We start from the raw sequence: 13115 nt of genomic DNA, 5'->3' as shown, positions 1-13115 counted from the left end.
GGGCTTGCCCCCTCCCACAGGGGATCTCTGTGTGCCTGCGCGGTCTGTCAAAGACCGCGCTTGCGTAGCCACTGTAGGAAGCCCTTCTTGACCGGCACCACCGGCGCGTCCTGGGTCAGCGCCTGGGCCGCGTGCAAGCGGAAATCCAGCAGGGTTTTCATGGCGTCGGCGATGTCGTGTCGTGCGTCCAGGCACGGCGTCAGGTATTCCTTTTCAATGCGGTACAGGGTGCAGAACGTCTTGGCGGTGAAGTCCGCCAACGCAGCCTGCTCAGTCAGAATCCCCGCTTCGCCGATGACCTCTCCAGGGCCCATGCGCCCGGCTTCGAAGGTATGGCCGCCCTTGATCAGCATCACCGACACCACGCCCGACTCCACGATAAACAAATGATCGCTGACCTCCCCCGCCGGCAAAATCATCTCGCCGGGACGGTAGCTGTGCAGGGTCATGTTCTGGCTGAAGGTGTCTTTTTCCTCCTGGCGCAGGGTCGAGAAAATCGACGAACTGTCCAGCAGCGCCCGTGCTCGGGAAGTCGGCACCGGGGTTGCGCTTTCGACGGCAGACAGCAGGCTCACACCCGCCGCTTGCAGGTGCCGGAACGCCAGGTCGTAGAGTTGGTTGCGCACTTCGCGCTTGAGGGTCATGGCTGGCACGAACCCGCTGATTTCATACTCCACGCCACCACTGGCGGACGTCTTGAACGCCACGCTCGGCGCGGGCTTGGCCAACAGCGGCCGGCACCCCTGCATGGCACGCTCAAGCGCGTCGATCACCGTTTGCGGCCGCGCATGGGGGCTGACCTGCAGGCTGACCGCCAGGCCGAACATATCCGCCGGGCGCGAGAAGTTGATGATCTTGGCCTTCGCCGCCAGGGAATTGGGAATCACCGCCATGCTGCCCTGGGAGGTTTGCAGGCGCGTGGCGCGCCAGTCGATGTCCGTAACCCGGCCTTCGGTGCCGTCGATGGAAATCCAGTCATCCAGTTGATAGGGCTTGGTGGTATTGAGCACGATCCCGGAAAACACATCGCTCAGGGTGCTTTGCAACGCGAGGCCGACAATGATCGCCACCGCGCCGGACGTGGCCAACACTCCCTTGACCGGCAGATCCAGCACATAGGCCAGGGCCGCGATGATCGCAATCAGGAAAATCACCGCGCCCATCAAATCCTGCAACAACCGCCCGGTATGCCCGACCCGCTGCATCATCAACGCCCCGAGCAACACCGTCAGCGTACGCGCCGCGAACAACCACCAACCGATCTGCAACGCCGTGGCAGCCATGTGCAACGCGGTGTTGTCGGCATAGGGCGCGACGAGCATGGGATTCATGCCGTCGTTGAACAACACGGCGCTGAAGACAGCGAAGATCACCAACCGCGCCGCGAGTTTCCAGTTGGCCAGGTTAGCGGAGATAAGCCGCCACACGGCGATGTCGATGAGGATCAGCGCCAGGGCGCACAACATCGGGTGATCGGAGATAAATGAGGGCATCCAGGCGACTCCAGGGCGAATGACGGGAAGATCGCATGAAATGGGAGATTACGGGTATAGCAACGCTGACTTTTGTAGTGAGCCGGTCAGTCGTGCATCCGCCCGAACTTACCCGACTGAAAATCCGCAAACGCCTGGTGAATCTCCTGCTCGGTGTTCATTACAAACGGGCCATGTCCAACAATAGGCTCGTCGATGGGCTCGCCGCTGAGCAGCAGCACCATGGCGTTGTCATTGGCCTCCAGGACCAGTTGCGTGCCATCGCGCTCGAACAGTGCCAATTGGCCTTGGCGCGCAATTTCCTCGCCGTTGACCAGCACCGTGCCGCGCAGGATCACCAGGGCGGTGTTGCGCCCGGCGTGCAGGTCCAGGGTCACTGGTTTGCCGGCGTTGAGGCGCAAGTCCCACACATCGATCGGTGTGAAGGTCCGTGCGGGGCCTTGAGTGCCCGCGAATCCACCGGCAATCAGGCGCAGGTGCCCGGCGTCATTGGCCAGCGGCAGCACAGGGATGTCGCGTCGACGATGGTCTGGTAACCGGCGTCGGCCATTTTGTCCTTGGCGGGCAAGTTGACCCACAGTTGCACCATCTCCAGCGCGCCGCCTTTGCGGGCAAACGCTTCGGAGTGGAACTCCTCGTGGAGAATGCCTTTTGCGGCCGTCATCCATTGCACATCGCCTGGGCCGATGGTGCCACGGCGCCGGTGGAATCGCGGTGCTCGACTTCGCCGTCGTAGACGATGGTGACGGTTTCAAAGCCTCGATGGGGGTGTTGGCCTACGCCGCGACGTTGTTCGGTGGGGGTAAATTCGGCCGGGCCGGCGTGGTCCAGCAGCAAGAATGGGCTGATGTGTTTGCCCAGGTTGTCGTAGGAAAACAGTGTGCGCACCGGGAAACCGTCGCCGACCCAATGGGCGCGAGGGCTGGTGTATATGCCGATGAGTTTTTTCATGGTGGTCCTCCAAAGTGCATACACCTTAAAACCGATAGCAATTGAGCGCTAGACGGCTAAAACACCCTAGAGCGTCCTACTGATAGAACGGGATACCGGTAACTCGCCATAAAACCCGCGTTAATGATAATGACTCGTAGTAATATCCGCCCTCTCCTGCTCACCTTCCGAGGGCTGCAATGACGTTTGCCCCTGTGCCTGTCGCACCGCGCGTGCTGGTGGTGGATGACCACCGCAAAATCCGCGAACCCTTGGCCACTTACCTGCGTCGACACACGTTCGACGTGCGCACCGCCGAAGATGCGGCCGGCATGTGGCAATTGCTCAAGACCCAGGCGTTCGACGTGGTGGTGCTCGACGTACTGCTGCCCGACGGTGATGGTTTCGAGCTGTGCAACCAACTGCATCGGCGCAGCAATACCCCCGTGATTCTGTTGACCGCCCGCGACACCGCCGCCGACCGCATCCGAGGCCTGGACCTGGGCGCGGACGACTACGTGACCAAGCCCTTCGAACCCCGCGAACTGGTGGCACGCATCAACAGTGTGCTGCGCCGCCAAGGCCGCAACACCGGGCCCGCCGCGCCCAATGGCGGCCCACAGGCGTACCGGTTCGCTGGCTGGCAATTCAGCGTGAGCAGCGCCATGTTGTGCCGCGACGCCAGCCCGGCGATCCAGCTCAGTACAGCGGAAAGCCGTTTGTTGCAGGTATTCCTCGCCCACCCCAACACCTTGCTGCCCCGCGAACGCTTGATCGACCTCACCGCTGCCGCCGACAGCGACGTCAGCGACCGCGCCATCGACCGCCAGGTCAGCCGCCTGCGCCGCAAACTGGCCCAGGGCGATGCCGCAGCGGACCTGCTGCGCACGATCTGGGGCGGCGGCTATCTGTTGGCGGCCGAGGTCAATGAATGTACGCCCTGAACCGGCTGTGGCCGCGCACCCTGGCGCGGCAGTTGAGCCTGTTGTTATTGCTGGCATTACTCGCCGCCAACGCCATCGCGATGTTGTTTTTGCAGCGCACCGGCAGCCTGATCCACCCGCTGTCACGCAGTTTCAGCCTGGAGCGCCTGGGGATTGCGCACCACACGGCAATCGACCTGACCCCGACGGAAACCGAACACCTGCTGGCCGGGATGAGCCACGACGACACGCGCTTCTGGATTGCGCCCACGCCGGAAGTGGCGCCATTTGAACTGCGCCCGGAAGAACAGCGGCTGGCCAACGAGCTGCGCCGCCACCTGAAACTGGATGACACGACCGCCATCGGCATGCAGCTGGAGCGTATCAGCGGTGCCGACGCCCGTACCCATGTGTTCAGCCCCGCCGGCTGGGCGCCGTTACGCTTGCGCAGCAGTGTTGTGTTGCCCAACGGCACTTACCTGAATGCCGTGCAATACCCCGCCGGCGCCTATGAATGGGGGCGCGTGCTGGCCTACAGCCTGCCGGTGACGACGCTGCCGGTGCTGTTGATCGTGATGTTTTTCATCGCTCGCGTGGTGCGCCCGATCAAGACGTTGGCCCAGGCCACGGAGCGGGTCAGCCGGGGTGAATGGATCGCGCCTCTGCCGGAGCGCGGCCCGCAGGAAGCCCGCGACCTTACTGCCGCCTTCAACACCATGCAGGCCAATCTTGCCCGGCATGTCGAAGGCCGCACGCGGATGCTTGCGGCGGTCAGCCACGACCTGAACACGCCGATCACCGAACTGCGCCTGCAAGTGGAATTGCTGGAGCCCGGTGACGCCCGGGATGACATGCTCGAAAGCCTTGCGGAACTGAGCGCGATGGTGCGAGAAACCCTGAGTTTCGTGCGCGATGACGCAGTGCAGGAAGCGACCGCCACGCTATCGTTGAGCAGCCTGCTGGATGACCTGGCCAAGCGTTATCAGCGCCTGCGGCAACCCGTCAGTTGGGCAGGTGCACCGCCCCTTATGCTGACGTGCCGCGCCCTGGCACTGAAACGCGCCTTGACCAACCTGATCGACAACGCCCTGCACCATGCCGGCGATGCCCACCTGAGCCTGATCCGGGAAGACAATGGCTGGCTGCGCATCGAGATTCTCGACCACGGCCAAGGCCTGCCAGAAGACTGGCTGGATAAAGTCTTCGAACCCTTTGTACAACGCGGCGTCAGCGATGGCGGTGTGGGGTTGGGCCTGGCGATTGCACGGTCGTGCATCCAGGCCCACGGCGGCGAGCTGGTGTTGCAGAATCGCCCACCGGCGGGTCTGTGCGCGGTGGTGCGATTGCCCGCGGCGCTTTAGAAGTTGTACGTGGCGCCCATCCACAAGGTACGGCCGTAGTTCACCGTGCCGTAGGTTTCATCGTCCAGGCGCTTGTCGGTGAGGTTGTTGAGGGAGGCGTTGAGGGTCAGTGCATCGTTTACATCGTAGGAGCCGCCAAGGTCAGCCGTGGTGTAGCCCGGCGCCGGCTCGTCGGTGATGGTATTCCCGGTTTCTTCGCCGTAGTAGCTCAGCGACGCCCAGGCCTGGGTGCGGTCGTTGATGCTCCACTCGGTGCGCACGTTGGCTTTTTGCTCCGGTGTGAGGGCCAGCGGTGCACCTTTGTTGGCGCCGCTTTTCTGCTCGGAATCGGTGTAGGTGTAATTGGCCTTGAGCAACACGCTGGCGCTGATATCCCATTGGCCGTTGAGTTCCACGCCCTGGATGATCGCCTTGTCGACGTTGACCCGTTCCATGATGGTGTAGCCGTTCCAGCGCCGGTCGGTGGTGACGGTGGAAAGCTTGTCCTGGAAGTCGTTGTAGAACAGCGTCACGCCGCCCGACAGGTCATCGCGGTTGCTCCACAGTGCGGAGACTTCGTAGTTGGTGCTGGTTTCGGGCTTGAGATCGGGGTTACCGAACATCACGAAGCGGTTGCGGCGCAAGTAAGCGTAGTCCTCGACCACGGCGCGCAGTTCCGGCGCCTTGAAGCCACGGGCGATACCGCCCTTGAAAGTCCACTGGTCGGTGGCACGCCACACGCCGTAGACCCGCGGGCTCAGATGCGCGCCGTACTCTTCGTGTTCATCCAGGCGCAGGCCGGTGGTCAGGGCAAAGCGGTCGGTGACTGACCATTCGTTTTCGGCGAACAGGGCTTTTTGCACCACCGAGAATTTATAGTCGACGCGGTCACCCAGGCCCTGGTTCCAGTCCGTCAGCTCGCTTTCATTCCATTGCACGCCGACGGTGCTGACGTTATGGGCGGTGGGCACCACCAGCTTGGCGTCGAACACAGTGTTCTTGATCTCGGGTTTACGCCCGTAGATATCGGTTTGAGCCGGGGTGGCCTTGCCTTCGCGGGTCGAGGTTTCCTGGGACAGGGCAATGTCCGAGGTCGCCCAGCCCCAGCGGCCCTGGTGAGACAGGGACCAATGATCGCGGTTGTTTTCCTGCTCACGGGTGGCCCAGTTGGCACTCATCCCGTCGCCGTTTTTCAGGCGCGTGGCGCCGGCTTCCAGCAGGATGTCGTGGTCAATGGTCGGGGTGAAAGCCAGGCGCGCGGTGAGGTCGCGGTGGTCGGCTTTGCTGAAGCCATTGGTCTGTTCGATGTCATCGTCGGCCTGGCGGTCGAGGTAACGGCCCCACACCTGCAAGCCGAGGAAGTCTTCCTTGAGCGGACCGCTGAGGTAGAACTGAGTCTGGCGCGCATTGCCCTGGTCGCTGTGCTGGCGGGCCGAGTAGTCGTAGCCGATGGAGCCGCCCCAGGTCGGCGACACCTTGCGCGTGATCACATTGATCACCCCGCCGATGGCGTCCGAGCCGTACAGCGATGACATCGGCCCGCGCACCACTTCGATCCGCTCGATGGCAGCGGCGGGCGGCACGAAGCTCTGCTCGTAGCCACTGTTGCCGTTGACCCGCGACTCCCTCGCGCTTTGGCGTTTGCCGTCGACCATGATCAGGGTGTAATCGGCCGGCATGCCACGGATGGAGATGTCGGTTTCATTCGCCCCGCCGTTGACCGTCACGCCTTCCACATCCCGCACCGCATCGCCCAGGTCACGATAGGACTTGCGACGCAATTGCTCACCGTCGATCACCGTGACCGAAGCCGACGCGTCCTCCACACTCTGGGCATAACCGGCAGCCGTCACCACCACATCGTTGAGTTCCAGGGCAACGGGTTCGTCGGCATGGGCGCTGAAACTGCCGGCAACCAGCATGGCCAGGGGCGTAAAGCGAAAAGCAGCAAGCATGGGCGTGGACCTTAGGATTCGACTCAAAAGAGAATCGTAATCATCCAGCCCCGAATAACTTGGACAAAGTGTGACAACTGGTGCGGATTTTCAGGGAGCTCTGTTTCGCCTATGTGGGAGGGGGCTTGCCCCGATAGCGGTCGTTCAGCCTCGCCAAAACTAGACATCTGCCACAAGAACCGGCGCCACACGCCGCTCACGCAACACATGAAACGCCACAAACGCCATCACCGCAAAACCCGCCTGGATCATGATCATCGGTGTAGCGCTGCCATCGCGCAGTTGGCTCAGCAGCAGGCCACTGCAAGTGGCGCCGAACATCTGCGCAAAGCCCATCAAGCCTGCCGCCAACCCGGCGCGGTGCGCGTTGGGCATCACCCCGCCCGTGACCGAGCCGGGCAACACCAGGCCGCCGCCGAGCGTGGCCAGGGCAATTGGAATATCCAGCCCCAGCACCGACAAGCCAAACAGCCCATAAATCACCGCCGCCGACACCCCGCCAAGCGCCACCAGCGTCACCCCCATCGATACAATCCGCTGCGGCCCCAGGCGCAGGATATTGCGCCGGGTATAGGTGGAACCGACGATCAGCATCGACACGATCACGCCAAAATTGATGCCGTACTCCAGGCTGCTAAAGCCCAGCAAGTTGATAAACACTGCCGATGAACCGGCAATCACCGCGAACATCGCGCCATAGGTGCACGCCAATGCCACGGCGAATGCACGGTATGGGCGGCCTTTGAGCAGATCCAGATACTGACGGCCCAGCGTGCGCCAATGGCCGGCCTTCGGGTCGAGGTAAGCGTTGCTTTCACGAAAGAACCGCAGCGCCAGCAACAACACCACACTACCGATCACCAGTGCCAGCACGATCGGCGCACGCCAGCCCAACAACTTGATCAGCAGGCCGCCGACCATCGGCGCAATAACAATGGCGTAGAGCATGCCGATCATGGTCAGCGCCAGCGCCGGCCCCGCTTCGGCTTTCCACACATCGCGCACCACCGTGCGTGCCAACACCAGCGCTGCGCAGGCGCCCAGCCCTTGCAGCACGCGGGCGGCGATAAATTGATGCATGTCGCTGACCAGCAGCATCGACAAAGTCGCCAGCACATACAGCAGCAACCCGCCGATCAAGACCGGACGCCGGCCAACGCGGTCCGACAAGGGCCCAAACACCAATTGCCCCAGGCCAAACGCCGCCACGAAGGCCGACAGCGCCATCAGTGCCGAGCCCGGCGGTGCGACAAGCGCCTGCTCGATGGCGCCGAGGCCGGGGATGATCAATTGGGTCGAGACTTCGCCGAGTGCCGTAAGGGCAACCAGTAGCAAGAGCAGGCTTCGCGACGGAACCGGGGCATTCGACATGGGGATTATCCGGGGGCTGGATTAATTTATATTTCGACCATAATATGCGTAAAAAATTATGTCCATAATTTTTTGCCCAATGGTCATCCCCCTGGAGCCCGACATGAACCCTCTCCCCCTGCGTCTTCTCTCGCCCCTGGCCGTGCTGATGATCCTCAGCGGCTGCAACAGCCAGGCCGACCCCGTCGCCCAGGCGCCCCAACCGCGCCCGGTACTCGCCGCCAAGGTCGAAGCCGCCGGCACCCAACAAAGCGCCTACACCGGTGTGGTCGCAGCTCGTACGGAAAGCGACCTGGGCTTTCGCGTGGGTGGCAAGGTGATCGAGCGCAAGGTCGATCCCGGCCAGCATGTCTCCCGTGGCGACACCCTGTTGGTCCTGGATATCGGCGACTTCGAACTGGCCCTGCGCTCGGCCAGAAACCGCGTCAATGCCGCCCAGGCGCAACTGCGTCAACGCCGCGATGATGCCAACCGCTATCAGCGCCTGGCGAGTACCGGCGCCGTGTCGCGGCAGATCTTCGACCAGTCGGCGACCAACCTGCGCGTCGCCGAAGCGGAGTTGGCCTCGGCGCAATCCGACGCCAGCCAGATCGAAAACCGGCGCACTTACTCGGTGCTCAAGGCCGATGGCGACGGCATCATCACCGACGTACGCGTCGACCCCGGCCAAGTGGTCGCCGAAGGCCAGATCGTCGCACGCCTGGCCCGTGATGGTGCCCGCGAAGCCATCGTCAACCTGCCGGAAAACCAGCGCGAACAAGCCTCGCAAAAAGCCCTGGCCTTCCCGTTCGGCGCGCCTGACCAGGCCGTAGCGGCCACCTTGCGCGAACTCTCCGCCAGCGCCGACCCCACCACCCGCACCTACCGTGCGCGGTATGTGCTGCACGGCGCCGTCGACCGCTTCGCCCTCGGCTCGACCATTACCGTACGCCTGCAAGGTAATGGCCAGGCGCAACAGACCCGCGTCCCCATCGGCGCATTGCACGATGCAGGGCAAGGCACTGGGGTATGGGTGATAGGCGCGGATAACACAGTCACCTTCGCGCACGTCAGCGTCGCCAGCCTCGGCCAGGAAGACGCCCTGCTCAACAGCGGCGTGAACCCGGACACCGTCATCGTCGCCCTTGGCGCGCACCTGCTGCACAGCGGCGATGCGGTACGCCTGCTGCCCGCCCAGGCATTGGCCCTCAACCGTAAACAGGACCAATGAACATGCGCGGCATCAACCTCTCTGAACTGGCGGTCAAGCACCGCGCCGTCACGTTGTTCCTGATCATCGCGATCCTTGCCGCCGGGATTTTCTCGTTCGGCAAACTGGGGCGCGCCGAAGACCCGTCCTTTACCGTCAAGGTGATGACCATCACCGCCGCCTGGCCCGGCGCCACGGCCCAGGAAATGCAGGAGCAAGTCGCCGACCGCCTGGAAAAACGCTTGCAGGAGCTGGATTACTACGACCGCGTCGAGACCATCGCCCAGCCCGGTTTTGTGTCGATGCGCATGACGTTTCTCGAATCCACCCGCCCCGGCGAGATCCAGGAGCTGTTCTACCAGACCCGCAAAAAGCTCAGCGATGAAGCATCGAGGCTGCCCAACGGGGTGATCGGGCCGTTCTTCAACGATGAATATTCCGATTGTGTACTTTGCGCTGTACGCCCTGGAGGCCGAGCACCTGCCTCATCGCCAGCAGGTGCAGATGGCCGAGGAACTGCGCCAAGGTTTTCTTGATCTGCCGGGGGTGAAGAAGGTCAACATTCTTGGCGAACAGGCCCAACGCATTTTTGTCGAGTTTTCTTACGAGCGCCTGGCGACTCTGGGCATCAAGCCCGACCAGATCTTCGCCGCCCTCGCCGCGCAAAACGCCGTAGCGCCGTCGGGCTTTGTGGAAACCGCCGGGGCGCGAGCCTATATCCGTATCGACGGGGCTTTTGACAGCCTGGCGCTGATTGAAAACGTGCCGCTGGAAGTCAACGGCCGGTTGCTGCGCATTGCCGATGTGGCGACCGTCAGCCGCGGCTATGAAGACCCGCCGAGCTACCGCATCCGCCATCAGGGCGATCCGGCGCTGATGCTTGGGGTGATCATGGAGAAACACTGGAACGGTCTGGAGCTGGACAAGCGTCTCAAGGCCGAGGAAGCGCGGATCCACGCCGACCTGCCGCTGGGGGTGAACTTCGCCAAGGTCTCAGACCAGGCGAAAAATATCAGCCTGGCGGTGAATGAATTCATGCTGAAATTCTTCGTTGCCTTGGCGGTGGTGATGATCATCAGCCTGTTGGCACTGGGCTTTCGCGTGGGCCTGGTGGTGGCGGCTGCAGTGCCGCTGACGCTGTCCGTGGTGTTCGTGATCATGCTGGTCACGGGGCGTGAGTTCGACCGCGTCACCCTTGGCGCGTTGATCATCTCCCTTGGCCTTCTGGTGGACGACGCGATCATCGCCATCGAGATGATGGTGGTGAAACTCGAAGAAGGCTTTGACCGCATTCACGCCGCCACTTACGCCTGGAGCTCGACCGCTGCGCCAATGCTGACCGGCACCCTGGTGACCATCATCGGCTTCCTGCCAGTGGGGTTTGCGCGCTCGGGCGCCGGGGAGTACGCCGGCAATATCTTCTGGATTGTCGGCTTCGCGCTGATTTCATCGTGGCTGGTGGCGGTGGTGTTCACCCCGTACCTGGGGGTCAAGCTGCTGCCGAACATCAAACCGGTGCCCGGTGGCCACGACGCCATCTACGCCGGACGCTACTACCAGAAACTGCGCACCCTGGTGGAACTCTGCGTGCGCAGGCGCTGGCTGGTGACCGGGTTGGTGGTGGCGGCATTTGTGCTGTGCGGGCTGGGCATGGGCGTCGTGAAGAAACAGTTCTTCCCCGACTCCGACCGGTCCGAACTGATTCTGGAGGTGTACATGCCGCCCGGCAGCGCCTTCAAAAGCACTGAGGCGGTGGCGGCGCAACTGGAGAAGGCGCTGCAGCAAGAACCGCAGACGAGCATGGTCGACACCTACGTGGGCGGCGGCGCACCACGGTTTTTCCTGTCTCTGAACCCTGAGCTGCCGACCCGGCTTTCGCCAAATTAATTGTGCAGACCCCGGACTCCCACGCCCGCGATGCGCTCAAACTGCGCATGCGCGAACGTATCGCAGCCGGCGAATTCCCCGCAGCGCGGGTACGCGTCACGCAATTGCTGTTCGGTCCGCCGGTGCCCTTCCCGGTGGTATTTCGCGTGTCCGGCCCGAATCTGGACGTGCTGCGCGGCCTGTCCGAAGACGTGCGCAACGTCGTCGCCGCCAACCCACTGACCAAAGACGCCTTCCTCGATTGGGGCGAGCGCACCAGCGGTTATCGCCTGGTGCTCGATCAAGACCGCCTTCGCCTGCTGGGTTTCACCCCCAATGAGGTCAAGTCCCAGCTCAACGCCCTGCTCAGCGGCAACCCGATCACCGAGGTGCGTGAAGGCAATCGCACCGTGTCCGTGGTGGCCCGCGCCCAGGGCAACCAACGCGAGAACCTCGGCAACCTCAACAACATGACCCTGACCAACAGCGCCGGCACCTCAGTGCCCCTGGCCCAGGTCGGGCATTTCCAGGCGGTGATGGAAGAACCGATCCTCAAGCGCCGCAACCGCGCGACCACCGTGGAAGTGCGCGCCGACATCATCGACGGCGTGCAACCGCCCGATGTGGAAATGGCCGTGTACAAAGACCTGCAACCGCTGATCGCCAAACTGCCGGCGGGCTACACGCTCGACATCGGCGGCCCGGTGGAAGAAAGCGCCAAGGCCAACGTCGCCCTGGCCGCGCTGTTCCCGATCATGATCCTGCTGACCCTCACCGTGATCATGTTCCAGGTGCGCTCCTTCGGGGTGATGTTCATGGTCTTCGCCACCGCACCCTTGGGCTTGATCGGTGCAGTACCGACGCTGTTGCTGTTCAACCAGCCGTTCGGGTTCAACGCAATATTGGGGCTGATCGGCATCGGCGGCATTCTGATGCGCAACACGCTGATCTTTACCGACCAGATCCGCCAGAACCAGGAACAGGGCATGGCGATACGCGAGGCCATCGTCGAAGCCACGGTGCGGCGGGCCAGGCCGGTGATCTTGACCGCGTTGGCGGCGGCGCTGGCGTTTATTCCGCTGACGTTGTCGGTATTCTGGTCGTCCCTGGCCTACGTGCTGATCGGCGGGGTGCTGGTGGGCACGCTGTTGACACTGTTGTTCTTGCCGGCGCTGTGCAGTCTGGTGCTGGGCCGGGAGAAGACGAAAGTTGTCGAAGCTTCCCACGTAAGCGCCGGATAAGCTCTACAGCTTCTCCCTGAAAACCTCTGCAAAGTCCTTCGCCTGAATACACAGTGCGAAGGATTGCAGATGGTTCTTTTCGTTAAGGCCCTGGTTGACGGGGCTGTCTCATGATCAGCGCCACCAGCCAAGCCATTGGGTATCTGGTGCTGGCGGCCATGGATTCAAAGACGCGTGACGTCGAGTCCGTGCTCAGCGACTTCCAACGCTGCCTCAATCACTACGATGCGTGGGCCGAAAGCTTTTTCAGTTTTTCGGCGCTGGATATCGAGCAGGTGTTCAAGGTTGGGGATGAGGTGGCGCTGGTGGCGCCGATCAACCGCTCCCTCTTCCCCAGTGCGACCGTCGCACAGTGTCAAGCCAGCGGGACGTTGACGCTGGTGCATATGTTTCAAAGTTCACGCTTCGTGCCCATTGGCAATACGCCGGTGGTGCTGCAGCGCATCGACCCAAACGGCGGCCCGTTGGGCGAGCCCATTCATAAAACCATTGGCCCCAGCGGCATTCTTGAAATCAAAGAATGTGATCGCAACCAGCAGTACCGGGTCAGCTTCTACCCCAACGTTTCCAAGGAACACTTCAAGGCGCTCTACGCATCTTATCAGTCGGTGATCACGCCACTGGAAGCGTGGTTGCGTACTGAATGGAGCGAAACGTTTGAACCATTGTGGAAGGGCTATTCCGAGGCGGACTTCCTCAAGCGTTATCTCTCCTTGCATCAAGCCTATGCCCGTGGGTTTGGCGACGCGCTGTACACACTCTGGGACAACCTCAAGCAGCTTTGCCGATGGCTGTGCGCCCCCTTGG

At 62.5% G+C, this 13115-nt stretch carries 6 protein-coding genes and 3 pseudogenes; 5 read left to right on the top strand and 4 right to left on the bottom strand.

From position 1 onward, the window contains the following. Window positions 1-47 precede the first annotated feature (47 nt). On the bottom strand, window positions 48-1493 hold the full coding sequence (locus tag IQK56_RS24110) for a mechanosensitive ion channel family protein (RefSeq protein ID WP_122309415.1): 1446 nt from the start codon (window positions 1491-1493) through the stop codon (window positions 48-50). Window positions 1494-1579: 86 nt separating this feature from the next. Beyond that, window positions 1580-2444 (bottom strand): annotated as a pseudogene (locus IQK56_RS24105) (pirin family protein). Between the two features lie 179 nt (window positions 2445-2623). On the opposite strand from IQK56_RS24105, the gene IQK56_RS24100 reads away from it, so the two are divergent. Beyond that, a complete protein-coding gene (locus tag IQK56_RS24100; RefSeq protein ID WP_193863616.1) occupies window positions 2624-3367 on the top strand; it encodes a response regulator transcription factor in 744 nt (247 codons plus the stop codon). A 20-nt stretch (window positions 3368-3387) separates the two neighbouring features. Next, window positions 3388-4707, top strand: a complete 1320-nt coding sequence (locus IQK56_RS24095; RefSeq protein WP_193863618.1) for an ATP-binding protein — start codon at window positions 3388-3390, stop codon at window positions 4705-4707. Here IQK56_RS24095 and IQK56_RS24090 read toward each other — a convergent pair. Both IQK56_RS24090 and IQK56_RS24085 read right to left on the bottom strand, forming a co-directional pair. Beyond that, entirely contained in the window at window positions 4704-6641 is a 1938-nt protein-coding gene (locus tag IQK56_RS24090) for a TonB-dependent receptor domain-containing protein (protein WP_150676564.1), read from the bottom strand. The genes IQK56_RS24095 and IQK56_RS24090 overlap by 4 nt on opposite strands. Window positions 6642-6800: 159 nt before the next feature. Then, window positions 6801-8012 (bottom strand): multidrug effflux MFS transporter, encoded by a 1212-nt coding sequence (locus IQK56_RS24085; protein WP_193901850.1) that lies wholly within the window; start codon window positions 8010-8012, stop codon window positions 6801-6803. Between the two features lie 103 nt (window positions 8013-8115). Between IQK56_RS24085 and IQK56_RS24080 the strand changes: the two genes are divergently transcribed. From IQK56_RS24080 to IQK56_RS24070, 3 genes and pseudogenes are all read left to right on the top strand, one after another. After that, window positions 8116-9222: an efflux RND transporter periplasmic adaptor subunit gene (locus IQK56_RS24080; protein WP_193863617.1), complete on the top strand. Its 1107-nt coding sequence runs from the start codon at window positions 8116-8118 to the stop codon at window positions 9220-9222. 2 nt (window positions 9223-9224) lie between these two features. Beyond that, window positions 9225-12308, top strand: a pseudogene (locus tag IQK56_RS24075) (efflux RND transporter permease subunit). Window positions 12309-12418: 110 nt separating this feature from the next. Then, window positions 12419-13115, top strand: a pseudogene (locus IQK56_RS24070) (type IV secretion protein Rhs); the annotation flags it as partial.

This window comes from Pseudomonas cyclaminis (genome assembly GCF_015163715.1).
Taxonomy (GTDB): domain Bacteria; phylum Pseudomonadota; class Gammaproteobacteria; order Pseudomonadales; family Pseudomonadaceae; genus Aquipseudomonas; species Aquipseudomonas cyclaminis.
This window is presented reverse-complemented; position numbering and strand designations above follow the sequence as displayed.

What these genes read in the sequence shown, in the direction of transcription:
- IQK56_RS24090 (WP_150676564.1), bottom strand. Translation starts at nt 6,641, where the DNA reads ATGCTTGCTGCTTTTCGCTTTACGCCCCTGGCCATGCTGGTTGCCGGC.
- IQK56_RS24085 (WP_193901850.1), bottom strand. Translation starts at nt 8,012, where the DNA reads ATGTCGAATGCCCCGGTTCCGTCGCGAAGCCTGCTCTTGCTACTGGTT.
- IQK56_RS24080 (WP_193863617.1), top strand. Translation starts at nt 8,116, where the DNA reads ATGAACCCTCTCCCCCTGCGTCTTCTCTCGCCCCTGGCCGTGCTGATG.
- IQK56_RS24110 (WP_122309415.1), bottom strand. Translation starts at nt 1,493, where the DNA reads ATGCCCTCATTTATCTCCGATCACCCGATGTTGTGCGCCCTGGCGCTG.
- IQK56_RS24100 (WP_193863616.1), top strand. Translation starts at nt 2,624, where the DNA reads ATGACGTTTGCCCCTGTGCCTGTCGCACCGCGCGTGCTGGTGGTGGAT.